The following is a 22,041-nucleotide window of genomic DNA, read 5'->3' as shown; positions in this document are numbered from 1 at the left end:
AATAAGTTGTCTATGCTTATTTTAGTTTTATTAAATTCTTACTTTATTCTTATTTTTTGTCCAATTTTCAACCACTTGGGATTCACGTTTGGGTTTAATTCTTGAAGAGTCCCATGCTTGATTTTCTTTTTTTTCTCAATTCCCCAGAATGTATCACCCTTTTCAATCGTGTAATACACTGGTTTAGATGCACCAGGCAGTTTAATTTTATCCCCTGGATGAATTAAATCATCCTTCAATCCGTTCAACTGCTTAAGTTTCGAAACAGTTGTATTATACTTTTGAGATATGCTCCAAAGTGTATCTCCTTTTACAACCGTGTGAACATTCCCAGATGATTTAGGGGTATCTTTTACAGGTGTTGATTTTTTCTTTAAGTTAAAAGCCTTCACAATTCCGTTAGCATGCCCCTGGGCAATCTTATTTAAATAAGAATCTTGTTTAAGCTTAGCTGCATCTTCTTTGTTGTCGATAAATCCGTTTTCCGTTAACATAGCAGGCATTTTAGATTCGCGAATAACATGGAAGTTTGCTTTTTTCTTCCCACGATTATTAAAGTCTACTAGCTTAATAATCTCTGCGTGCATGACGTTTCGAATCTTTGCAGTTTCAGAGGTATTTGATAGCTTATCGTGAATAAAATCCTCATATCCATTTGCCTTACCATTAAATGCATTAATATGAATGGAAAGAAAGTAGTCAGCTCCCCACTTATTCGCATCATCTGTACGTTGTGGTAAAGTTACTGTTTTATCAGTGGTGCGACTCATGCGAACATCTAGATTGTAATCTTTTAATAGGTCACGAATTTTGAGTGCAATTGCCAGAGTTAGAACTTTTTCCACTAATCCATTACCTTGTGCTCCTGGATCTGTTCCTCCATGACCTGGGTCTAAGTATAATTTCATTATTCAACATCCTTTCTCGTATTTTTAATTAACTCAAATGCCCCAGTACTTGCTAATCCGGAAGCTAACCCACCTAATAAAATTTCCGGAGTAAATGCTCCTGTGTTAAGCCAGACATTTAATAAAACCCCAAGCACTGCCATAATTAACGGAATATACTTATTCTGGATAATGTCTAGGCTGTTCTTGACAACAAAACCAATAGCTAAACAAATGGCTACAACAACTAAAACTACGTATTCAGTTAACATTTCCACGTTCTCACCTCCTCTCAAGGAAAATAAAAAGACCACTTACCTTGGAGGTAAACGGTCCTCAATGTCATCTAATTTTGTAATGACTATATCGTATTTGCTGCTAAACCCTTTAAGTATTTCGTTCTGATCATCTATAGTTTGATATAGCTGTTTTTCTCTTTCACTTGCTTCTTTTCTCGATGACCAAAAAAGCCAAACAAAGAGAACTGCAAATGGTCCTTGTGTGAGAAAATATTGTGCTAAACTCGCATCCATTTCTAACCCCCTAATTAAGACATAAAAAATAGCACCTCGATTGAGATGCTTTAAATAGACTAGCCTGTTTATTATTCTGTCGCAGTTCCTCTAGAAAAAGTATATTTTTTTCTACACTCTTCGCAGTTACAATAGAGGCTTTTTGATCTAAAACCAGGAATGTCATCTTTTTCGTAAGTAACAATACCCTTTCCACAAGGGCACTCATACTCTTCAGTAATTACACTTCCGTTCCCTGCTCCCCATCCTGAATGTGGAATTTCTTCTTCTTTTAATAACTTTAAATTCATCTATCTCCCCTCCTTTAATCTACTTAATTCGACAGAAAAGGAGAAAATCCTTTAACTAATTTATCAATCCTATCAAATTTTAAATTCATTAATTTCATTTATATTGCCCGTAAGTATATAATAATAAATGAACTCATTCTTACGGGGGGATACTAGATTGGAAGATACTAAAATTTACAATTTATTTAGCGAAAATATAAAATTTAACAACCAAAAACGAATTTTATTTGATACCGGAAGTGGATTAAATATTATCCAAATGGCTAGAAAAGACGAGAAAGTTTACAAGGTTTATAAGTCTTTGCTAGAAAACGATTATATTCATTACTTCCACGAAAAACATATATCAAAGTTGTATAAACGAGAATATGTTCATGAATTATTTCAAAGAAAAGACTTAATAAAAGAAAACGGCGTGTTTTATACCTTAGATAAGCCAGTTGGTCGAAAAGTAAATCAATCAGCTCCTAAACGATTACTAGTATTGTTTACTTGTATGCCTGATAACAAAAAATTCGATTCTTACTTAATGCCCAATAGAATGTTCCCTAAATTCTTTGATGGCATTGAAAAAAATTTAGTGAAAAATGTATACACAATGAGAATTATGGATTTAAATTGCTCTCATGGCTCTCATTATGTCAATACTACTAATTATCAATCCTATGAGAAGGATATTCAAAATGCGATATTAAAAGTTATTTCTGATTTGGCTATTCGCAAAGAAAATGTTGTTCTATATGGTGCATCTAAAGGTGGTACAGGATCGTTATACCACAGTAGTGTTTTAGATTTAAAATCGTTAGCGGTAGATCCTATTCTTCATCTAGGTTACTATAACAGCCAGAGTGATTTTCACTTTTTAAAAAATCTACGAAAAGAAGATTTAACCAACGACATAAATGAAAACCTTAACAATTGCAGTAATGATCAAAAATACATAATCTGTTCCAGACATGTTAAGTTTAATTACGAACAAGCTCTAAAAATAAATATAGATAAAACTAAAATGATTGACATGGTTGATGACATGATAACAGCGCATCCAGAAGTCTCACGGAATTCAGTTCCTGAGCAGTTAATGATACTGAATATGCTCTTTAGTTCTGATGAATACAATCTCTAGATTATATTAATGCCTCTGTACATGAATCATAACAGGGGCATTGTTGATTATTATTGCTTAAGTACGTTATCCAGTTCATTAAATTTTCGTTTTAATTTTTCTATTAAAGTTGGTCTACTTTGACCAAACACCGCATCTAACCTAAAACCGCCAGCTTCATATATTTCTGTTATTTCAGCTATCCGCCTATCTACAATAAAACCCCACTCACGATTCATGATGGTTACAATATCTCCCAGAAAATAATCTTTCTCATACACAAATGGTTCAACACCATTGGGCGACATAATTTGAGATTCGAAAAACATTTCGTTTTTCATTTCATTCAGTTTTTGTTGACCACGTTCAGGTAATTGACTAGAATCTTCAATATCTCTGGCATCGATAAATGTTTCATACCGCTCAAAACCTTCTGCATCACCCAGTTCAATGATCTCACGCTCTACACCTTCACCTTGCCCACCTACATAGCCAACATTTCTCTTATTGATATCCGAATCAGTAAATGACTGTGTTTTTACATTGCCAAACTCTGGGGAAAAGTAAACGTTGCTTCGTTCGTTCTGATTAACACTACGGTCCATTCCCTCAAATACTTCAAACACAAATTGGTTATTTTTTGTATCAAGTGTTATATCCCAGCCAATATCACTAGCGAGGCTAATCTCAGTCAATTCTTCCGCAACAATTTTGAAACGACTCTGCCAGTTAACATATCTACCCCTGTTTTGATTTGGCGCAATAACTAAGTTTGGCATTTTCCTTTTTGGGTCAACAGGATTAACAAAATGTTTATCAATATAGTGCTTCATCACTGTTTCGGCATTTCCGGATTTATTATCATAAGCTAAATTTGTAGGTGGTACTGTGATTCGTTGATCCATTAATCCTTTTAGTGTCCAACCTCTAAATAACCAGTTCTCTGTTGCTTTACCATTCTGGTCTAGTTGAATTTCACGGTGCTTTACTATTGCCACTTTATTTTTATTAAGGGCTATTAAACAATCCTTTTGAATTTCATTTGCCAGATTCGCTTCACGGTGTATAACCAATTGAAAATCACCCACTTCGTGCCAGGAGCGGGTGAACATTAAGCTTACATATTCAGTTAATTCTCCCAATTGTTCCAAGTCTTTGGATAATAGCTTTATAGTTTGCATCAGACCATCAACTTCGCTTCCATTTGAGTGGAGTCACCCCACGCCAAGATATCAATCAATCCAATTATGGGTTCATCAGACCATTCATGTATGACAATAATCCCACTTTCAACTAATACAAAATTGTAATACTTGCCTTTCTGTATTTCACAGGTAAAAGATTCATTGGATTCATAACGCAATTCATTGTTGATATAATAAGAACCCTTACTTATCGTAAATATTCCATCAGTAAAATCATACTGAAAATCAAAATAAGTGGTTGCTTTTGTCCCTTTTATTTTATGAAAAATCATATTAATCCCCTCCTTTAGCATGCCAATTACAGATAATACTCCTAGAGGATGTTAAAGAGTTATGAACATATAACGTAAACCCAGTTGTTGTAATGTTCCCAGCACTAGCAGAAGATGTCTGTGGGTTAGATGTAACAATTGATACAACAATATGCGGTGGCGTTGAAAAGGGTACAGGAAAGGCAACGTTTTTAGACGTGACGCCGCTCGCAGAAGCACTTACTGAATCAGAACCGCTTTGTAACCTATCTCCATTTCCACTAATAAACGCTGCTCCGTCTATACGTCTCCATGGAGTCCACTCACCCCAAAAGGTTGTCCTAACATATAAAAACGGTCTATCAGCAAGAGAACTAAAATAAAACTGGGCCGCTACTTCTTCTGATGCTCTATTAGTTTGCACTTGCCCTGCAATAGTAGGGAAACCACCAAAGTTATCACTTACTCTCATTGTTGAGAAACCATGCGGATACTCGTCCATTAAAGCATTACTATCGAGATAATTATCTGGCAACATTTGTCCGTTTGGAATAGCTGGACCACAAACTTCCATTCGGTTTCTTTCGTCTGTAATCTGGTACTGTTCAATGTAACTTTTTCCAGACTCTACTTGGATTTGCGCAATACTAATTTCATAAATAGATTCGTTTCGTATCAATTCAGCAGGTTCTGAATTTCCACGTCTGATTAATGCAGTTAGTTTCTCAGGTGCATCTGGAGTCCTGTCTAACCGAATTACTAATCTATCAATTCTATTTATTAATGGGTCAGCACTTAAAACTGTTAATGATAAATCGGAAGTATTTCTATATTCATATCCCTCAACAAACGCACTTCCCGGTTTTAATATTACCTCCATTGAGTTATTCGTTTCGATTCGTAAGCCCTCAAAATAACCTGTTCTTAAGAAATTCGTAAAAAATTCCGCAAAATCTTGTGCCCCATACTCAGGACCATCAAAAAATCTTCCTAACTGAGCCATTGTAACGCTCCTTTCTATACACCTACATACTGTGTTCTATAACTAATCGTCACTATCGCCTGACCACCGCTTGCAACAGCATCATATTCAATAATGTTTTCCCCTACATCTAACTGAAATAACGTTGATTCCCAAATGTCTATATAACCCCAAGCATTCTCTAATACTCCATTTCCTTTATCTATCGCAACACGTCTTTCACGTCCAAAGGCAGTATTAATAATCAACCTTTCTCCAACTAACAATTCTTTGTCAATACGAATAAATTCCCCAGTTGTTCGATTAATAATTGTAGGTCTCGTTGCAGGACCGTTAAACACAATTTCAATAGGAGTAGGTACATCACCATCATTCATCAACCTCGCTTCAGAACCACGTTCACCAAATTTTACCGGGAAACGAAACGGGAGCTTAAACTTTGGCACAAATGCCGATAATGGCTCTGTGATGGTTTCAAGTGATTTCCAGTAAGGATTAGGACATTTCCACGTAATCATAAACTTTTGATAAACGTTTGACCCTTTTTCAGGAAAAGTAGGTACCCCATCTAATGTACCTAATATCTCTTTAATATCTCCATCCATTTCTAAAATTATCTTGCCTATCCCTAGTTTAGGATTACACACGCGAAGTATCTGCTTACGATATTCCTTTATAGTTAATAAATCTGTTGATGTAATTGCCCCCTCCAATGTCGGATAGCGAGGTTGTAAAATTGTATCGATATAAGTATCTCCATCCTGATAGGGAGCTCTATGCCCTTGTACATCAGCATCAACTTCTCCTACTCCAATTAATGATTCAATTAGGAACGGAGTTTGATAGAATTCGATGCTCTCTCCCTTACTATTCAAATATTTTAATCGCCTCATTATCTATCAACTCCATTCCATTGCTAATTGACGACTAGCTTGTTTTTGTAATCGGGCAGTTTCAGAAGGTGTTAAGGGAGTCGGGCTGTAAATATTGACCGTTTGATTTATGGTTTGACCAGATTTTATACTCCCATTTAACTGATTCACAATTCGGTTACCTTCACCATAAGGGTTAATTCCATCCGCATATGCCGGAATACGATTCATAGCAGCAAGAATACGTTTGGATTCGTCATGAGTAAACACCTGTGTTCCTCTAGGTAAATCAGTAATACCAAATCGAAGCATGGACCATCGATTCCCCAACTTAGCAAGCTCATATCCTTCTTCGCCAACTAAAGCTGGTCCTCCTGGATGAAAATCCGTACCCACTGCATAAGCACTTATTGCTACAGGGTCACGATTCAAAGCAGGTTGATAACCTGATGGTTTAGAATAAAAAGTTTCTACTGTTTGTCTAATTGTTTGATACACCGTTTGACCTGCAGTAATATTCATTTGTTCTAACTTCAAAATTGCCTCATCTAGCTTACTCTGTTGCTCGTTAAGCCTTTGGTTTTGTACTTCGTAAGCAGAACCAACTAGTTTACCTGAAGTTTTCATTTCCTCAAGTTTCAATCTATTTTCGTCTATATTTTTTTGTTCCAATTTCAAAGCTTCAAGGTGTTTACCTTTTTCGGACGTAATTCCTTGTTCAAATAAAACCATCTGCGCATAATCATCTAATAGATCGTTATATAGTTCTAATTCTTTTTCAGTTTTTGTTAGAGAATCTTGTTTTTTAGCAATCTTTTTTTCTAACTTACCGATGGTGATATTTTCACCTTCAATGATACCCTCTAAAATAGCTTTTTCAGATTCACGTTCCTTTAGTGTTTGTCTAGTTAATTCTAGCAGTTCCTCACTAGCAGGATTTAACTCGTCATTCCTCAACTTAGCTATTTCGGCATCTAATTCGCCTAATCGTTCATTGTGTGTGACAAGATTTCGAAAAGCTTCTTCTCTATCGGATTCTAATTGTTTAATCTCACCTTGGAGGTCTTTTTGCTTTTTGAGATTTTCCTCTTGATTACGCATTTCGTTCGTAATTTCTCTGTATGTGTCTTGGGTAAGTCGTTGACGTTCATATTCATTAAGTTGCTTTAACTCATCCAACACTCCGGCATAAGCATTTCCGTGTTCGCTAATAGCTGATACGGTGCTAGGTGATTTCTTAATTACTTTATCGTTTAACTCAAGGAATTGTTCCATTTCTTCATTAGTAAGCGTTGATTTTTCGAGTAGTTTTTCTTGTTCGTCTTTTAGCGCTTTGATGGCTTCCTCAGATTTTGCACTTTTGAGTTCATCCATAATATCCATGTAACGTAATATTTCATCAGTTGATAACATGTTTTTATTTTGAAGCGTTTCGTATTGAGAGATTAACTCATCTAATTGGTCAATTTCATCTTTGCGTGCTTGAATGGAATTGTACGTATCCTCAATGCTTTGATTAGCAGCATCCGATAACGCCCATATTGTTGTACCTAATAAAGCTACTCCACCAATCGCTAATCCTACAGGTCCGGCAGTGGCAGACATTGCACCAATACGACCCAGTAAGCCTGCTCCGCCTACTTTACCTAGCATGCCTGTTAATGAACCACCAATTTTGACGACTCCACCAATAGTAGAAGTTAGCCCACCTAATCCAATAGAAACAGGACCAATGGCAGCAGCCCAAGCTATTAACTTAAGAATGTTACGTTGTTGTTCTTCATCTAATTCGGAGAACGCCTTGGCTCCACTTTCAATTTGTTTAATCCATGGTTCAGCTGCATCAATGGCATCCATCACCGCTGGCGCTAAAGAGTCACCTAAAGTAATAGCAACATCTTTTACACGGTTCCACATAATCTTTAATTGGGATTCTGTTGTAGCATAACGTTGTGCTGCCTCATCAGATAAAGCAGTATTTTCTTCCCATGCTTTAGTTGAGGTATTTACCGCATCTGTTAATAGATCACTTGCCCCAGCAAGACGTAGAATTGTATCCGATTCACGAATACCTTTTATACCTAAATCTTCTAGAATACTAGTTAAGTTAGCACCTTCACTACTCGATTGAGCCAACCCTTTTATAAACAAATCTAGCGCTTTAACAGGATCCTTATTCCAAGCTTTTGCGAAATCACCGGAAGACACACCTGCAGCTTTAGCGAAGCCTTTAAGTTCTTTACCACTTTCACCTACCGCATAGTCAATTTTTTTGAGAACTGTGGTCATTGCTGTACCGCCAGCTTCAGCTTCGATTCCTAAGGAACTCATAGTTGCTGATAATGCTAGTATTTGCGATTCTGTCATACCAATTTGAGATCCTTGCGCAGCTAATCTCATAGCCATACTAGATATTTCTGCTTCCGTAGTAGCCATGGAGTTACCAAGAGCAACAACACTTGAACCCATATTGTCAAAATCTTGTTGTGACATTCCTACAATGTTAGCAAATCTTGCAAATTCTGTTGCAGCTTGGTCAGCCGTCATGTTAGTAGCTTCACCAAGGTCTATCATGGTACGAGTAAATTCTTCTATAGACTCTGTTTGAATACCTAATTGTCCCGCGGCTTCAGCAACTGCTGATATCTCAGTAGTACTTGCTGGAATTTCTTTTGCCATATCTCGAATACCAACACGTAAATCAGCAAGTTGTTGCTCAGTACCTGAAAATGTTTTAGCTACACCAGCAAAGGCACTTTCAAAATCCATAGAAGCTTTAAACACTGCTGTTCCACCAGCAACTATTGGAGCAGTTACTTTCATGGAATAATTCTTACCAAAGTCAGTCATTCCTTTACCGACTGATTGCATTTTCTGTCCTGCAGCATTCAAATTGTCACTAAGGCGTTTTAATGGATTTATTTGATTATTAATCGCCTGTGTGACTTTATTAAGCTGATTTTCCGTTTTGTTCATCTCAGAGACTGCATTATTATATTGGGCAGCTAAATCACGAGTTTGCTTAGCGTCTTCGCCTTTTACACTTGCGGATTCTTGATACCTTCTACGCAACTCTTCTACTCTTTCTTTCTGCGTTCTGAGTTGTCTTGAAAGAATATCCGATTGCTCACGTAATCCCTTGAGCCCATTCTTATATTCTTTTCCCTGAGAAGTAACGGTACGCATTTCAGAGCGCAAACCCTTTAAATCCTCACGAAAACGAGTAAGGGATCTAGTAGTACCATCATCCTCCCAAGATAATCTTGTTCTCAGATTTCCAACATCTTTTGTGGCCAAATTTCTCACCTACCTTATAAAAAGAAAAAGGCCTACCATATATCGCTTAGGTAGACCTCTTGCTCTTGTGGTACTGGCTCTTCTGTGTCCATTAACTCAGAAAAAAAGTGAACATCTAACTGATCTATTTCAGCCATTGTCCACTCTCGTTTTTTAATTATTCTTCCATCAGGAAGAGTTTCTATTTTTGGAAACATCATATTTTTATAGAGTTGTTTAAGGGAAGTGTACGCTTGTTCAAACGTCACTCCCCCTGATTGTTTCCCTCATCATTCTCATTTTTCTTTTTTGACTTTCCGAATACTGCTTCACGCAATTTATCGTAAACATATTCATCACTTGCACCAGCAAATACTTGTTCAACTGTAAATTGTCCAGGGAAAATAATATTTGCTAAAATACCGACAAGTTCAGCTTCTTCTTCAAGTTGCTCCTCAAAGGTCGGAACATAATTCTCATCATCTTTTGTTCGTTCATCTGCCTTTGCCATAACTTCAAAGTACTTCCGTTTAGCAAGCATAGGAACGATAGGTGTAGTGAAGATTTTTTTCTCTCCATCGATGTAGAGTTCTATTTTCATAGATTAAACCTCCGGTGCCCAGTTTTTATCAATGACAGATGTAAGCCACTCATCAAAGATTGTAGGATCTGTAACCTTTGGACTTTTATCCCAAAGCTTATACTTCTCCGCTCCATCATGTAAGCGTGGTAATGCTTCACCAGTTAGATTAGGAGTTTGATAGGTTGGTGTCTCTTGTTTGGTCTCTTTATTCTCTTCTGCAGGTGCTAACTTAACACGATAGACCCAAAAATACTCATATCCGCCTCGTGCGCTTTCCGCCCGACCACCAATTGCAATATAAGGTGGATCGTCATTAGCTGCATCTGTTAGACCGCCATTCTCATCCAACTCTTTTCCGAGAATGTCAGCTTCTACTTCTTCATCCAAATATGCAGTATTAAGAGTGACCGCAATAGGACCCTTAGCAGCATCAGAAAATAACACTTGATCATTTGCCCGCAAATTACCACGGTTTATAGATGGCTGTAAATTTAGAGCCATAGCAGGTCCTAAAGATTTCACTTCGCTATAAGTGGTCATCGTTGTATCTTCTTGTGTAATTTTGGCATATACTAAATCTTTTAATCCTTTAATAGCCATTTAGTTTTCCTCCTTCGATATATAACTAAATCTCAAAATCTTTCGGTACATATTCATATCATTATCATAGGTTTCAGACTCGAACATGCGTCCGAACCCTGCTTGTTTCATAGCGTTTTTAACTTCCTTTACCAGATTTATATAGTTGCCTTTTGAAAACACATCAACTTGGATAAAATGTTTGGTCCACATTTCAGTATCATTAGCATTCAACCATGGCATTTGGTTATATTCGTTAAAAACAATATAGGTGTCATCTGACAGATTGTAATTCAAAAAAGAGACAGGAACATTTAAAGGCACCAAAGTGTCCATAATTAGCCTATTTATATTCATTACATCCCCATCTCCTTTCTTAATTCTTCAACATAAATGTCTAATATTTCACCCTTAGATAATTCATAGGCAATGGAGGCAAATGGTTTAGGAGCTATAAATCTTTTTGCACGAACATTATAATAACCAAACTCATGCATATATAGGTAGAATCCCGCTACCTTAGCACCACCTCTTGTGCCAACGAACAATTCACTATTCTTTGGTTCAGTACGAATGATTGAATCCTGAGCATCCCCAGAACGTTCAGTAAGGCCATGTGCGTAAACGTGTTCTTTGTATTTTTCTTGTAAAAAATCACCCGCACGTCTTAAAGCCCTATTTTTGGTTCGAGTAGAAACTTGCTCTAAGAGTTCAACTTCTTTGATAAGTTCGTCTATTCCTTCAAAATCGAAGTTCATCAATCTACCGCCTTAGCAACCACAGTCATGGATATATTAAGGCCATCATCATTTTCGATAGATTCAATCGAATGGGTAATACCTTTCCAAACAACCTCTAAATTAGTAGGTCTTACACCATCTGCTAACTTTTTTTGATATCGAATGGTAAATTCCCGATTATGTTCCATATTGTTTGAAGCAGCAGCATAAAAGGTACTCCCCTTTAGAGTTTTTAATTTTGCCCAGGCTTTTGTGTATTCAACAGGCTTATTTATTACGAATCCATCATCATCTGTAGATCCGGCTGGTTGTTGAAAGATTAATCTTTGCTTTAAATCGCCAGGTTTAATTGGTTTCATTGGAATCACCAACTGGATAACAGTACCTTAATTCTCTTAGAATACTGTCCAAAGAATGTGGAATTTCATAAGAAGCATTCCCAATACGAAACGCTTCCCTGTTGTCAAACCAATGTTGCACCAATAATGCACAAGCCTGTTCATATTGCTCTTTCATATCTGGATTGTTTTCATCAATTGGACCAACTTGGTTCTTAACACTTATTTTTGCACGTTTGTAAAATGTTTTAAGGTCCTCTTCAACCTCTGGATCCACTTCATCAATTTTCAAAAAACGAATTAACTTACTTAATTCTTCAGGCGTCATATTATCACCCTCTCAAAAAGAGAAAGAGAGCGATTACTCGCCCTCGTTTGATTGTTCTGCAAGTTTTTCCGCAGCAACTAATATAGCTTGTTTTCTTTCATCCAAAGTAGCACCATCATCTTTAGTTGGTACTCCTTCAAGTTTAATTTCTTCCACAATGTTGTCTAAATCAGCATGTGACTTTGCACCTTTTAATAAATCTTCTAGTTCCAGACCATCTTCAACAATTTTATCAACATACCCAAGCTTAGAAAGTTCATTTACTCTTTCTTCACTAGCTTCAAAAACTGAATTAGCTTTATAAAGTTTTCCTTTACCATCTTTTTGCTTATCGTTTTTATCACGGAACTTTTTAATTACATTAGCTTTCATTTCAATTTTCCTCCTCTAAAGATCTATTTTTTTAAACTTCTGGAACAGGATCGATATCAAACTGTGCAAATACAACAGCCTCTTCATCCCACTTAGTAACATCTTCACGTTCAATCGCACGGAACTCAGTGGAATTTGTTCTCCAGGCATTCCCGCCCACTTTTGTCATATCGATTGAAAGTTGTTGACGATCCCAAAGCACAATCGCTTCCTTCAAGTCCCCAACGATAAATGGTGCTAAACCTTCAGCTGTTGTTGCAATCGTCTTATTGGATAATGTAACAACCGGACGACCTTTGATAGATTTACCAGTAGGACTAGTAACATCATCTTGTAGAAGGTACTTTCCGTCATTATCCTTTAAAGTATCTAAATAGTTGAATCCATCTTGATTTGTGAAGATACTAGCTACCGCAGAAAATGCTGGATCTAACTCTACATTAAGCACTTTTTTAATTCCATCCACAACATTACCTGTAATAGTTTTCTTAGTTAAAGAATTTAGAACAGCAAGAATTAAACTATTACGTGTAGCCTTTGATTTTTTAGAAATCCATCTCCTTAAATATGCTTCTAGGGCTTGGTCGGTATCCGCTAGTAAATCGTTGGATACTGGCAAGAAACCAGCATAATCTTCAATTTCGTAAGGAAGACGACTGAATTGCGGTGATTCAATTTCAGACATTGCATTAGGATCCCCATACTCTGATAATGGCTTGAAAGGTGTAGAATCAGCACGTTTTTCTAGAGTACGTGCACCTTTATTAGTTTTAACCGGTTCAACTGTAACGTATTGTTCCAAATTATCAACCGTTTGTTTTAACTCATTAATAGCAGTTGTGATGTCTTCAGGAACGATATAGCCGCCATCTTCTCCTGTTTGTTCTGACAGTCTAGCCTCTACTTTAAAACCTTCAAGCATTTCTGCTTCTTCAGGATTTAAATTTTGTCCTCGAAGCGCCTTTAAGAAAACACTTTTATATGCCTTGACTTCATCATCTTCAGGCTCACCAGGCATCTGTGCACCTCTATTTTGAGGTTCTGGAATAGTTAAACCTTTAAAGTCATCCTGCAAAGCTAAGAAATTATCTAAATCTTTTTTAGCAGCCTTTGCTTCTTCTAATTTCGCTTTCGCCTCTTCGTATTCACCTTCGTCTTGATGTGTTTGAGCCGCAGCTTTCAAGTCTGCTACGTTTTGGCGCAATGCTTGTTCACGCTTAGTCATACCAGCTCCGCCATCCATTCTTACAGCTAGTACATTTTTGTTTAGTCGAAGAGACTTCAATGCAGTATTTAATTTAAAATCCAAATCCTCTTCCTCCTTTTTGATGAATAAACCAATAATTAAAGCAAATAGATGTGTAATAAACATTTTGATTTTCATATAATCATTCCTCTCTTTTTTTGGGCATAAAAAATAGACCTTACAATTCTAATAGGTCTAGTTCATTTTGAAATTTCACTTTATCAAATTCATCATCACTGTTGTGTGGTTCTGCTGGTGGCTCTACTCTATTGAATGATTGTTCCACAAGCTTCTTAGGTGTCTTATTGTACCGTTCGAGTAAATCACTAGAACATGCAGCAACATTTTTAGCTTCAATAACAGTGACATTAAAATACTTTGCTGCTTCATCTCCATTTAGCCATGTTTCTTCTGCCATCATCTGTTTAATGGTTTCAATGTCTACACCATCTTTCAGATTGTCCTCATAGATTTTAACGAGTCCGGTTTCGATATCATCAAGGTCATCTGCAACCTTTCTAATATCAATTGCATTGCCCATGGCAAAAATCCATGGCTTATGAATCATTAGAAAAGCATTAGAAGGGATAAATACCTCATCTGCAGCAAATGGTATTACTGAACCCATAGAAGCGCCTAAACCATCAATGTAGGCTTTTTTGTGTGCTTTGTTCCGTTTAAGCATATTGTAAATCGCCAAACCCGCAAAAACAGAACCACCAGGACTATTAATGTAAATGTTCAGATTGTCCAAGTCATCAACTTGCTTTAGTACGTCAAGGACATCATCTGGCATTACATCGGTTTCATCCCATTTCCAGTCCGTGTTATCTACAATTTCACCGTAAATATAAAGGTCTGCTGACTTATTGGTGAGGTTTTTTACAGTCATCAGTGGTCCAGTTGGACTCTTTTCTTTAGGCCTATTTAAACTCATATAAGCCGGATGCATAGTCTTCATTTTTCCTCACCCCCTTTCGATGATCCTGCCTTACTAAGCTGATATTCGTCAGCAATAGCTATAGAAACATGGTTAAGGTCTACCCTATGAATATCCCCACCCTCGATTGCGTTTCTATCCTCTAATTCGCGAACTTCGTTAATGGAGTACGCACCAACATCAAGCATTGTTTTATAAAATTCCGCTTGTGTTTTTTTGTCTGCTCGTAGTAGGAATTCAAGGTTAAATTTTAAGTAGAGTCGCTCTTGTTCCTTTTCAGATAGCAAATTATAAGCAAATTCCTCTTGATACTGAACAAGATTTGGGCTTAACGTGTTTTGAATAAAAGATAAGTTTTCTTGTTCGATATTGTTGAGAGTGGCTTTATCTAAGATTCCCACCATATGCGGTGGTACATCGAACATTGTGGCGATTTCCAACTTATCAAATTGCATACCCTCGATAAACTGAGCATCCTTTAAAGGCATACTCACGCTTTGGAATTCCAAACCAGCATCTAAAATTGCCACACGCTGTGCATTGCTAATTCCGGTGTTTGCCTTTTCCCATTCTTCGCGAACAACATCCTTGGCATCTTTATTCAACATTCCAGGTATCTTTAGAAACCCACTATTTACAACACCTTGTTTATAAAATTTCCCTTTAAATTTTTGTGCTGCCTGAGAACTACCTATTGCTTCCCTAGCAACTTGAATAGGAGGTTTACCCTTAATGCCATCAGTTGATAAAGCAGTAAGATGGATAATGTCACCCGCTCCAATTTTCACAAACTGTCCATTAGGCAATGTAGTAAGGTACCAAAGTGTATTTGTTTTTACATCTACATAAGGGTCAGTAACAGCAGGGTTTAAAAGCCATAACGCTTTTGGTCTTCCGTCCCATCCCCAATCAATGTTAATGTAAGCATTCCCCCAGGTATTCCGGTGGGTTTCGATTAAGTGTTTAAATTTAAAAGGCCCCTGAAACGGGTTCGGTCTTGTTTCCAATAAATAAGAAACAATATGCTTTTTTTCCCGTTCTCTGCCTTTTTCTGTTCGCTTAAAGACTTGAAAAGGAAGCATAGCAATTGCATTAGCTTTAATGTTGACGCAACGATAAACGGTTGGAATACCAAGAGCAGAATTCACCGTCACTGTCTCTCCACTGGATGAATCGTGGCCAAATATTCTTAAAAACCATGGCGCAGGATTTTTTAAATCGGTTGTATCTGTTACTTCTGCTTTGGGAGCTAAAGCATTTCTAAATATCAATGTCTATCACCTCCTTCACCTCCTAGCTAATACAAGACCAATAATTACTAAAAATATCGCCAATACATAGTTACCAATTAAAATATTCAAACTAATTACTGAAATAAGATAGGTATTCACTACTACTAATACAATGGCCGATAAAATAAAAAAATCCTCCAACCACTTGGTGAAGAATGCTGTAAAAAATACTATTAAAAAATCCTTAATTGTTTTCGCCATATGGTCCTCCTAAAATCCCCAATTATTTAAAAAGTGACTACTTAAATCATTTGTTTCATTACTCATTGCCCTACTAAATGCGTTGATAATAGCAGCAATAGGGTCAATTCGTTCCGTAGATTTGGATTTATCCAACATTATATTTTCTTGGGCATCCATCTTTTGAATAGCATTACCAATTGCCCAGTTAAGTAAAGGATCATCAAAGTGTATAACTTTTTTATTATAAACTGATGCTCTAAACTCTTTAGTAGGACCTGATAAATGTCTTAACATTTGAGGTATCTCTACCATTTCAAATCCATGTTGTTCCATGATTTGAGCAAAGTGAGTAGCATTCCACTTGTCATAACAGATTTCTTGAACGTCATAACCCCTGCCATTTACTAAGTCATCTGCTAAATCTATTAAAAATTGTTCAATGTAGCTATAATCAACGACCGCCCCAGGAGTTGTAGTTAAGTGTTTTTGGTCTTCCCACAAGCTAAACGGAACGTTATCTGAATTCATACGCTCATAAAGTTTATCTCCAGGCATAAAGGAATGTTGTTTAACTACATATTTCCCTTCAGGAAGTTTGAACACAAGACCAACACTCGTTAAGTCTGTAGTTGTTGAAAGGTCAACCCCAACCCAAACTGGATACTGCCTTAAATCTATATCTTCCTCAGCAACTTCAGATTTACACTTAGCCCATTTGGACATATCCATATAGCCATCTTCTTTAGCATCTACCCAAATATTCATATTTTTAGTGAGATAGTTTCTCATCTTTTCAGGAACATCAAGTGCTGCTTTCAGTCTTTTACGCAAATATTCACGACCATTTTCATACGAGCAAAGAATTGGGTTAGCTTTTGGCCAGACCGATTCATCTTTGATGTCATCACCTTTATCCAATTCATTGATCATGACAAAATAGTTATCATTTTCAACTGGATTATTTGGATCGAGTATCTGTGCAACGTATTTATATTCCACTCGGTAGCATGGATTATTTAAATTAAATCCAGCGGTAGTAATAATCATCATTAACGGTTGTGGACGGGCACCCATACCAGATTCAATAATTTCATACATTTCATCCGTTTCATGAGCATGATATTCATCAATTATCCCGCATTGTGGATTATATCCATCACCCGATTTACGGTCTTCTTTCGATAAAGGTCTAATAATGGAACCACTTTTCAAATGAGTAATCGTACCATAGGCGACATTAAACCGATCACGCAGATACTCATTACCTTTAATCATGCCGTCAATTTCATCCCAAACAATTTTAGCCTGGTCTTTTTTAGTAGCAGCACAATACACTTCAGCAGATAACTCACCAAATGCAGAACCTTCATAACTACCAACTCCGCCAAGCGATTGGGATTTTGCATTTTTACGTCCAACCTGCCAATAACCTTTGTTGAATCTTCTCAATCCTGTATCTCGATGAATCCATCCGTATATATTCCCAAAAATAAATTCCTGAATGATATCTGGTTCAATATATTGCCCAGCTAGAATACCTTTCCTATGTTTAAAAGAACTCAACCAATCAAGAAACCTTTGCCCTAATTCTTCATCAAAAATATAAGGAAATTCTTCTGTGTCTTCTCTTTCCAAATCATTTAAAAAACGGAGACACGCCCACTTGTGTTTTTCACAAGCAACGATATCTCCGTTAATTACTTTTTCACTATATTTAACTAACTTAAATCGCAAGCCCGGTTCTGCAGTGACATTGTACATTAAACATCACCGAACTTCTGTTCAAATTCCGACTTAGGTTTATCGCCATCACCCGTTTTAGGTATTACCAATTTCAGACGAGATGTAATGGATAGGCCTAAATCACTTGCAGCTGCCCGACACTCATTGAAAAGAGTATTCTTCACTCGCATCAATTTAGGATAGTCTTCGTTGGCTATTGTCATTTTCTTTCCAGTAATCGAATCTACCATAGTTAAAGTCGATTTTATTTTCTTTAAGTCCTTCAACAATTGGATATATTGTGTTTTAGAATCGATATAACGCGCTAAGCTATCCACATCAAGATTAGAAAATATATTTAACCGAATTAATTCAGCAGCAACCTTGTCAAATTCTTCTTTCTGCTTCTTAGTCAAATAAGTCGGAGCAACAATATTGTCTGTATAACCTCTTACTGCTTCTTCTTGTTCTTGACGTTCTTTAATCACCTGTTTGGTTAAGTGATTCGACCGTCCTTTTCCTTGAATTACTGATAAAGGTTGTCTATTTCTTCCAGCCATCTATTACACCTCCTTATAAAATATCGGAAAATTTTTCAAAAACGGATTTTTTTACGCAGAAGAGGATGCGTCGCTTGTAAATAGTCAGAAAATTGTATTTTTGACCCCGGGGGGTGTCGCTTTATGGATGCGATTGTGACAATTTCGACAAACTACTTCAAGATTCGACAAATCTAAACGTCTATTCCAGTTGTCTTTTATCTCTTCCAAATGGTGAACGATTACGCCTTTGACTAAATTACCATCTCGCAAACACATTTGACACAAGAAGTTATCTCGCTCCAATGCTAGCTTACGTATGTGCTTCCATTCCCTCGATTGATAGAATGCATTTGCTTTACCGTCACGTTTATACCGGTTATATTCCTGGTGGATTTCCTGGACGTTTTTCTTATGAACATCACACCAGGATTCGCGGGTCAGTTTATTGCAGCCTATCTCTTTACATGGACGTTTCGGTTTATGCATTAGATAACAACTCGCTTTTAAGCTTGTCCATTCGCTCATTAATCTCTTGTTGCATGTCCTCCAATATCTTACGTCCTTTAAAGTTCTGTCGCATGTGTACCATCTTCTTTTGTCTCTTCCTAACCCAATCATCCGTTACAAAGCACGTGTAATGTTCACCACACTGTTTACATTTGAAGTACGTTTCCTGAATGGATCTAGGATGATGTTTTATCTCGAATTTGATTGGTGTGACTTTCTTACATTTGTCACATGTTCCTAGTAATGGTTTAGACATTAGAATCACCACTCAATGGATTATGAGTTATCCTTTTTATGCTTGGTCTACTAGAAGTTGTATCTGCATACTCAATATCAATCATTGGGCTTGCTACTGTCTTATCCGTCTGTGTAGACCAATCAAAACCCACATGAATTTTACCTGTAATTTCCTCACCTTTATAGAAAACCCTTGGTACACTGTCGATTGTAAATAAGTCAATTGTTAACAAACTGTAATCAAAATGTTCATCGACCACTTCATTATCAGCTTTTAATGTTGACCTTCGTATCGTACCAGGATAAGATTCAACTTCTTTTAATGCAGCTGTCGCTTTCTTTGCTTCACGTTGGATTGCTTTTAATCCTTTGATGGCTTCGGAACATTCTATATTAAGTTTCAAGTCATTATTTTTTCTTGGTTGATTGCTTTGATTTAATGATTCAAGTTCTTCAAATTCCATACTAGAACTCATACCAATAACCCTTTTCCCAACTAATTGACTAAGCACCATTTCAACTTCATCAACTAATACTTCTTTCATATAACCTTTTAAAGGCAAATCATTAACTGTTACTGGAAATGGAATTTCTAGTCCCATATCTTGCGCTTGTCTGAAAATCATCCTTGCCATTGTCTCGTTAGAACATAAAATGTAAAGTTGTTCTTCACTAGCTCTTTGTATTAATCTAGTTGTTTTACCACAATATCTTTTACCACCGATTAGTTTACCTTCGCTCGACTTATTGTCAGCCATGATCAACACTCCTTTTATTTTTTTGTATATAAAAAAGACACCTCGTTTGAGATGTCTCAATCAATCTTATATTCTGGGTCGTTAAGAAACCCAATAATGTCATAATCTCTTCCAAATAGTTTTTGTAACTCGAATCGAATAAAATTTTTAGTGTGTTTGTTTGAATTAGGATGATTATAAACTCTAGCTACTATGGCTAAGCACTTCATTGGTAAATCAGCATTAATCACATCTATTTTAATATGTCCGTCATCATTTGGCACATTTAACCCTCCCTCCTAACTTATTAATTCGACAAAAGGAAGGTATTACCTTTAATTACTTTCTCCTAATTGCTCCACCACGACCACGCTTATAAGTATCTCGATTCATACCCATTAGATCATGCCAGTCAATATGTTCTGGCTTGCGCTTTTTATGCTTTGGTTTATTCTTGTATTTCATTTTCTTTAACTTATCATGTTGTTCTTTTCTAAGATGATCTGCAAGTTTCATAACCATCACCTCTATTATTGAGTCGCCCCCACCAACGACTCCGATATCCCACAAACGCTACCCACGGAAAAAGGCACCCACTTTTATTCGTGAGCGCCTTTTTATAAACTTTCCTACATTACAATCATATCTTATTTATTTGTTAATGAACTGCTCTTTTTCTGCCATTTGTCTGCCACTTTTTTATCTAACTTATTTTCCTTCTATTCCTCTTGAGAGCTTTTTTAACTATTTCATGCAGCGTATCACCATCATCAATATTGCTATCAATTATTTCTGTAACATCATTACTTTCCAATTTTACTTTTCGAACTTTACCGGCTACAGGTCTACCATCCTTCCGATAACCCTTTTCATTCAACTCTTTTGCCACTTTTCCAACATTCTCTAATTCTGCATATAGTTTAATAGCTTCTTGTTTTATATTCGTTGGTTTATAACCTTCGTAGACAGAAACATACTCTTGCAGCGTTATGATCAGTTCCTTGGCCTTATCAATTCTCACCATTTATCCCCCTTATTTGAGTTTAATATAATAGTGGGTTTGTCAAACTCGAAGAGTTGCCCTTAAGCCTATTATATCAATGAATAACACTACTTTGCTAGAATGAGTTTGACATGTCTTTTTTAAGTACAATTAAAAGGTTTAAAAAAAATTAACCTCTTGCATTCCGATAGGCGTTCTTCAATAATTGGTCCACTCCATCCTGTTCAATACCGATATACCTTAGAGTTTCTTCCGGATAACTATGATTGAATAGTTTTTGGAGTGCAGCTACATCTTTAGTATCCTTGTAAGCCCAATAACCGAAGGTTTTTCTTAGTGAATGCGTTCCGATAGAATCGAGTCCAACCTCTTCTGCAACGTCCTTTAACACTCCATAGGCTCTTGCTCTGGTTATAGGGTTATTAATCCCTTCCCTACTCCTGATTAAGTACTCATGAGGCTCTTTGTCTTGAATATAATCCTTTAATGCTTTCTTTAGTTCATTATTTAAATAGATTCGCCTAGCCTTACCCGTTTTCTTTTCGCGAATATTCATGTAATCCTTTTTTATGTCCTCTACCCTTATTCTTAGAATGTCAGAGATTCTTAATGCCGTGTACAGCCCAACCATCACCATAATGTAATCCCGCTCGTTGTTAGCCTTCAATATCCTTTTGATTTCTTCCAGCTTTTCGTAATCCCTAATAGGTTGTACAACGTTCAACTTGCCTCACCTCCTTCTGTTTGGCTTTCTTCAAGATAAACCTCAATACGTAAGATAAGAGCAAGCTTATAAAATGCTCTTGATTTGATTCGATAATACTTCCGTTCACTAAAACCTAAATCATTGTATACTTCGTAATCATATACCTCATCATCAGTAAGGTAGCGTTTAATGATAATAGATCGCTCCTGGAAAGCTAAACGATTGACCGCCCTTTGAATCTTGTTAATGAACTCCTGGCGCTTGTTCTCTTGGTCTATTTTCTTAATTGCAGTTTCTTCTGTGGTGGAGTGAAATGCATTACCTGGTGCAGTTGCAATCAATTTGAATTGTGATGTTATCTTTGGCTCATTTTCCTCTGGATCCATTAATAGGTACATTCTATATTTTTCTAGTTCTCTATCTACTGCATCTCTTGTTGCATCCTTATCAATAGTTGGTAATCTAAATGACATCTGCATAACTTCCGACACCCCTTTTGGTAGATTAAAAGAAAAAGACACCAACAAAGACCGGCATTAGTCTTCATCAGTGCCCTGGTTGTTCCAGTAGCTTATTTATTTGTTA

Annotated in this window: 32 protein-coding genes; 1 reads left to right on the top strand and 31 read right to left on the bottom strand. The window is 36.6% G+C overall.

Going from position 1 to position 22,041, the window contains the following annotated elements; translation table 11 throughout:
- Positions 1–38: 38 nt before the first annotated feature.
- The 4 genes from K332_RS0119410 to K332_RS0119395 form a co-directional block, all read right to left on the bottom strand.
- Positions 39–911: an N-acetylmuramoyl-L-alanine amidase gene (locus K332_RS0119410; protein ID WP_026908965.1), complete on the bottom strand. Its 873-nt coding sequence runs from the start codon at positions 909–911 to the stop codon at positions 39–41.
- Positions 908–1,159: a phage holin family protein gene (locus tag K332_RS0119405; RefSeq protein WP_036689448.1), complete on the bottom strand. Its 252-nt coding sequence runs from the start codon at positions 1,157–1,159 to the stop codon at positions 908–910. Before K332_RS0119405 ends, K332_RS0119410 begins: the two co-directional genes overlap by 4 nt.
- Positions 1,160–1,201: 42 nt before the next feature.
- A complete protein-coding gene (locus tag K332_RS0119400; RefSeq protein WP_026908963.1) occupies positions 1,202–1,420 on the bottom strand; it encodes a BhlA/UviB family holin-like peptide in 219 nt (72 codons plus the stop codon).
- 71 nt (positions 1,421–1,491) lie between these two features.
- A complete protein-coding gene (locus K332_RS0119395; RefSeq protein WP_026908962.1) occupies positions 1,492–1,710 on the bottom strand; it encodes a hypothetical protein in 219 nt (72 codons plus the stop codon).
- 157 nt (positions 1,711–1,867) lie between these two features.
- Here K332_RS0119395 and K332_RS0119390 point away from each other — a divergent pair, with 157 nt between their 5' ends.
- Complete coding sequence (locus K332_RS0119390; RefSeq protein WP_026908961.1) at positions 1,868–2,836, top strand: XcbB/CpsF family capsular polysaccharide biosynthesis protein; 969 nt, start codon at positions 1,868–1,870, stop codon at positions 2,834–2,836.
- A gap of 50 nt (positions 2,837–2,886) precedes the next feature.
- Here K332_RS0119390 and K332_RS0119385 read toward each other — a convergent pair whose 3' ends face one another.
- The 27 genes from K332_RS0119385 to K332_RS0119255 all read right to left on the bottom strand — a co-directional run bounded on the left by K332_RS0119385 (position 2,887) and on the right by K332_RS0119255 (position 21,935).
- Positions 2,887–3,996, bottom strand: coding sequence for a siphovirus ReqiPepy6 Gp37-like family protein (locus tag K332_RS0119385; RefSeq protein ID WP_026908960.1), 1,110 nt, complete (start codon positions 3,994–3,996; stop codon positions 2,887–2,889).
- Complete coding sequence (locus K332_RS0119380; protein ID WP_026908959.1) at positions 3,996–4,292, bottom strand: hypothetical protein; 297 nt, start codon at positions 4,290–4,292, stop codon at positions 3,996–3,998. Before K332_RS0119380 ends, K332_RS0119385 begins: the two co-directional genes overlap by 1 nt.
- A 1-nt stretch (position 4,293) precedes the next feature.
- Positions 4,294–5,274, bottom strand: a complete 981-nt coding sequence (locus tag K332_RS23415) for an H-type lectin domain-containing protein (protein ID WP_051359545.1) — start codon at positions 5,272–5,274, stop codon at positions 4,294–4,296.
- 14 nt (positions 5,275–5,288) lie between these two features.
- Entirely contained in the window at positions 5,289–6,146 is an 858-nt protein-coding gene (locus K332_RS0119370) for a phage tail family protein (protein WP_026908958.1), read from the bottom strand.
- A 6-nt stretch (positions 6,147–6,152) separates the two neighbouring features.
- A complete protein-coding gene (locus K332_RS23410; RefSeq protein WP_026908957.1) occupies positions 6,153–9,422 on the bottom strand; it encodes a phage tail tape measure protein in 3,270 nt (1,089 codons plus the stop codon).
- A 32-nt stretch (positions 9,423–9,454) separates the two neighbouring features.
- A complete protein-coding gene (locus K332_RS0119360) occupies positions 9,455–9,670 on the bottom strand; it encodes a hypothetical protein (protein WP_026908956.1) in 216 nt (71 codons plus the stop codon).
- The gene (gene gpG, locus K332_RS0119355; RefSeq protein WP_026908955.1) at positions 9,667–10,002 is read right to left on the bottom strand and encodes a phage tail assembly chaperone G; all 336 of its coding nucleotides are present in this window, start codon (positions 10,000–10,002) and stop codon (positions 9,667–9,669) included. Before gpG ends, K332_RS0119360 begins: the two co-directional genes overlap by 4 nt.
- A 3-nt stretch (positions 10,003–10,005) precedes the next feature.
- A complete protein-coding gene (locus K332_RS0119350; protein ID WP_026908954.1) occupies positions 10,006–10,584 on the bottom strand; it encodes a major tail protein in 579 nt (192 codons plus the stop codon).
- Positions 10,585–10,920 (bottom strand): hypothetical protein, encoded by a 336-nt coding sequence (locus tag K332_RS0119345; protein ID WP_026908953.1) that lies wholly within the window; start codon positions 10,918–10,920, stop codon positions 10,585–10,587.
- Positions 10,920–11,321: an HK97-gp10 family putative phage morphogenesis protein gene (locus tag K332_RS0119340; RefSeq protein ID WP_026908952.1), complete on the bottom strand. Its 402-nt coding sequence runs from the start codon at positions 11,319–11,321 to the stop codon at positions 10,920–10,922. Before K332_RS0119340 ends, K332_RS0119345 begins: the two co-directional genes overlap by 1 nt.
- Positions 11,321–11,662 (bottom strand): phage head closure protein, encoded by a 342-nt coding sequence (locus K332_RS0119335; RefSeq protein ID WP_036689391.1) that lies wholly within the window; start codon positions 11,660–11,662, stop codon positions 11,321–11,323. The genes K332_RS0119340 and K332_RS0119335 overlap by 1 nt, the downstream gene beginning before the upstream one ends.
- Positions 11,649–11,969 carry a head-tail connector protein gene (locus tag K332_RS22950; RefSeq protein ID WP_036689389.1) on the bottom strand — a complete coding sequence of 107 codons (321 nt, stop codon included), beginning with the start codon at positions 11,967–11,969 and terminating at the stop codon, positions 11,649–11,651. Before K332_RS22950 ends, K332_RS0119335 begins: the two co-directional genes overlap by 14 nt.
- A 33-nt stretch (positions 11,970–12,002) precedes the next feature.
- On the bottom strand, positions 12,003–12,341 hold the full coding sequence (locus K332_RS0119325; protein WP_026908950.1) for a hypothetical protein: 339 nt from the start codon (positions 12,339–12,341) through the stop codon (positions 12,003–12,005).
- Between the two features lie 31 nt (positions 12,342–12,372).
- Positions 12,373–13,566, bottom strand: coding sequence for a phage major capsid protein (locus tag K332_RS0119320; protein ID WP_026908949.1), 1,194 nt, complete (start codon positions 13,564–13,566; stop codon positions 12,373–12,375).
- Between the two features lie 199 nt (positions 13,567–13,765).
- Positions 13,766–14,539, bottom strand: coding sequence for a head maturation protease, ClpP-related (locus K332_RS0119315; RefSeq protein WP_342665482.1), 774 nt, complete (start codon positions 14,537–14,539; stop codon positions 13,766–13,768).
- Positions 14,540–14,544: 5 nt separating this feature from the next.
- Positions 14,545–15,798, bottom strand: a complete 1,254-nt coding sequence (locus K332_RS0119310) for a phage portal protein (protein ID WP_026908947.1) — start codon at positions 15,796–15,798, stop codon at positions 14,545–14,547.
- 15 nt (positions 15,799–15,813) lie between these two features.
- Positions 15,814–16,020 carry a hypothetical protein gene (locus tag K332_RS0119305; protein WP_026908946.1) on the bottom strand — a complete coding sequence of 69 codons (207 nt, stop codon included), beginning with the start codon at positions 16,018–16,020 and terminating at the stop codon, positions 15,814–15,816.
- Positions 16,021–16,029: 9 nt separating this feature from the next.
- A complete protein-coding gene (locus K332_RS0119300) occupies positions 16,030–17,763 on the bottom strand; it encodes a terminase large subunit (protein WP_036689387.1) in 1,734 nt (577 codons plus the stop codon).
- Entirely contained in the window at positions 17,763–18,284 is a 522-nt protein-coding gene (locus K332_RS0119295; protein WP_026908944.1) for a phage terminase small subunit P27 family, read from the bottom strand. Before K332_RS0119295 ends, K332_RS0119300 begins: the two co-directional genes overlap by 1 nt.
- Positions 18,285–18,368: 84 nt before the next feature.
- Positions 18,369–18,542, bottom strand: coding sequence for an HNH endonuclease (locus K332_RS24895; protein ID WP_425414469.1), 174 nt, complete (start codon positions 18,540–18,542; stop codon positions 18,369–18,371).
- Positions 18,543–18,744: 202 nt separating this feature from the next.
- Positions 18,745–19,029, bottom strand: coding sequence for a hypothetical protein (locus K332_RS24260; RefSeq protein WP_026908942.1), 285 nt, complete (start codon positions 19,027–19,029; stop codon positions 18,745–18,747).
- Positions 19,022–19,768: a hypothetical protein gene (locus K332_RS23405; protein WP_051359544.1), complete on the bottom strand. Its 747-nt coding sequence runs from the start codon at positions 19,766–19,768 to the stop codon at positions 19,022–19,024. Before K332_RS23405 ends, K332_RS24260 begins: the two co-directional genes overlap by 8 nt.
- Positions 19,769–19,824: 56 nt before the next feature.
- Entirely contained in the window at positions 19,825–20,031 is a 207-nt protein-coding gene (locus K332_RS0119275) for a hypothetical protein (protein WP_026908940.1), read from the bottom strand.
- Between the two features lie 55 nt (positions 20,032–20,086).
- Positions 20,087–20,263, bottom strand: a complete 177-nt coding sequence (locus K332_RS23790) for a hypothetical protein (RefSeq protein WP_156914238.1) — start codon at positions 20,261–20,263, stop codon at positions 20,087–20,089.
- Between the two features lie 187 nt (positions 20,264–20,450).
- Entirely contained in the window at positions 20,451–20,768 is a 318-nt protein-coding gene (locus tag K332_RS22945; RefSeq protein ID WP_036689385.1) for a hypothetical protein, read from the bottom strand.
- 151 nt (positions 20,769–20,919) lie between these two features.
- Positions 20,920–21,474 carry a site-specific integrase gene (locus K332_RS0119260; RefSeq protein WP_026908939.1) on the bottom strand — a complete coding sequence of 185 codons (555 nt, stop codon included), beginning with the start codon at positions 21,472–21,474 and terminating at the stop codon, positions 20,920–20,922.
- On the bottom strand, positions 21,471–21,935 hold the full coding sequence (locus K332_RS0119255; protein WP_342665477.1) for an ArpU family phage packaging/lysis transcriptional regulator: 465 nt from the start codon (positions 21,933–21,935) through the stop codon (positions 21,471–21,473). The genes K332_RS0119260 and K332_RS0119255 overlap by 4 nt, the downstream gene beginning before the upstream one ends.
- Positions 21,936–22,041: the final 106 nt, after the last annotated feature.

Source organism: Paucisalibacillus globulus DSM 18846, from assembly GCF_000482485.1.
GTDB lineage: Bacteria > Bacillota > Bacilli > Bacillales > Amphibacillaceae > Ornithinibacillus > Ornithinibacillus globulus.
The sequence above is the reverse complement of the archived record's forward strand: the minus strand, read 5'-3'. Positions and strand labels throughout refer to the sequence as shown.

Excerpts from the sequence above, each read along its gene's own strand:
- K332_RS0119400 (WP_026908963.1), bottom strand. The coding sequence starts at position 1,420 with ATGGATGCGAGTTTAGCACAATATTTTCTCACACAAGGACCATTTGCA.
- K332_RS0119395 (WP_026908962.1), bottom strand. The coding sequence starts at position 1,710 with ATGAATTTAAAGTTATTAAAAGAAGAAGAAATTCCACATTCAGGATGG.
- K332_RS23415 (WP_051359545.1), bottom strand. The coding sequence starts at position 5,274 with ATGGCTCAGTTAGGAAGATTTTTTGATGGTCCTGAGTATGGGGCACAA.
- K332_RS0119370 (WP_026908958.1), bottom strand. The coding sequence starts at position 6,146 with ATGAGGCGATTAAAATATTTGAATAGTAAGGGAGAGAGCATCGAATTC.
- K332_RS0119325 (WP_026908950.1), bottom strand. The coding sequence starts at position 12,341 with ATGAAAGCTAATGTAATTAAAAAGTTCCGTGATAAAAACGATAAGCAA.
- K332_RS0119345 (WP_026908953.1), bottom strand. The coding sequence starts at position 10,920 with ATGAATATAAATAGGCTAATTATGGACACTTTGGTGCCTTTAAATGTT.
- K332_RS0119405 (WP_036689448.1), bottom strand. The coding sequence starts at position 1,159 with ATGTTAACTGAATACGTAGTTTTAGTTGTTGTAGCCATTTGTTTAGCT.
- K332_RS0119380 (WP_026908959.1), bottom strand. The coding sequence starts at position 4,292 with ATGATTTTTCATAAAATAAAAGGGACAAAAGCAACCACTTATTTTGAT.
- K332_RS0119300 (WP_036689387.1), bottom strand. The coding sequence starts at position 17,763 with ATGTACAATGTCACTGCAGAACCGGGCTTGCGATTTAAGTTAGTTAAA.
- K332_RS0119315 (WP_342665482.1), bottom strand. The coding sequence starts at position 14,539 with ATGCATCCGGCTTATATGAGTTTAAATAGGCCTAAAGAAAAGAGTCCA.
- K332_RS24260 (WP_026908942.1), bottom strand. The coding sequence starts at position 19,029 with ATGTCTAAACCATTACTAGGAACATGTGACAAATGTAAGAAAGTCACA.
- K332_RS0119335 (WP_036689391.1), bottom strand. The coding sequence starts at position 11,662 with ATGAAACCAATTAAACCTGGCGATTTAAAGCAAAGATTAATCTTTCAA.
- K332_RS0119385 (WP_026908960.1), bottom strand. The coding sequence starts at position 3,996 with ATGCAAACTATAAAGCTATTATCCAAAGACTTGGAACAATTGGGAGAA.
- K332_RS22950 (WP_036689389.1), bottom strand. The coding sequence starts at position 11,969 with ATGACGCCTGAAGAATTAAGTAAGTTAATTCGTTTTTTGAAAATTGAT.
- K332_RS0119350 (WP_026908954.1), bottom strand. The coding sequence starts at position 10,584 with ATGGCTATTAAAGGATTAAAAGATTTAGTATATGCCAAAATTACACAA.
- K332_RS23790 (WP_156914238.1), bottom strand. The coding sequence starts at position 20,263 with ATGAAACTTGCAGATCATCTTAGAAAAGAACAACATGATAAGTTAAAG.
- K332_RS24895 (WP_425414469.1), bottom strand. The coding sequence starts at position 18,542 with ATGTGTTTGCGAGATGGTAATTTAGTCAAAGGCGTAATCGTTCACCAT.
- K332_RS0119340 (WP_026908952.1), bottom strand. The coding sequence starts at position 11,321 with ATGAACTTCGATTTTGAAGGAATAGACGAACTTATCAAAGAAGTTGAA.
- gpG (WP_026908955.1), bottom strand. The coding sequence starts at position 10,002 with ATGAAAATAGAACTCTACATCGATGGAGAGAAAAAAATCTTCACTACA.
- K332_RS0119305 (WP_026908946.1), bottom strand. The coding sequence starts at position 16,020 with ATGGCGAAAACAATTAAGGATTTTTTAATAGTATTTTTTACAGCATTC.
- K332_RS0119255 (WP_342665477.1), bottom strand. The coding sequence starts at position 21,935 with ATGCAGATGTCATTTAGATTACCAACTATTGATAAGGATGCAACAAGA.
- K332_RS23405 (WP_051359544.1), bottom strand. The coding sequence starts at position 19,768 with ATGGCTGACAATAAGTCGAGCGAAGGTAAACTAATCGGTGGTAAAAGA.
- K332_RS0119295 (WP_026908944.1), bottom strand. The coding sequence starts at position 18,284 with ATGGCTGGAAGAAATAGACAACCTTTATCAGTAATTCAAGGAAAAGGA.
- K332_RS0119320 (WP_026908949.1), bottom strand. The coding sequence starts at position 13,566 with ATGACTAAGCGTGAACAAGCATTGCGCCAAAACGTAGCAGACTTGAAA.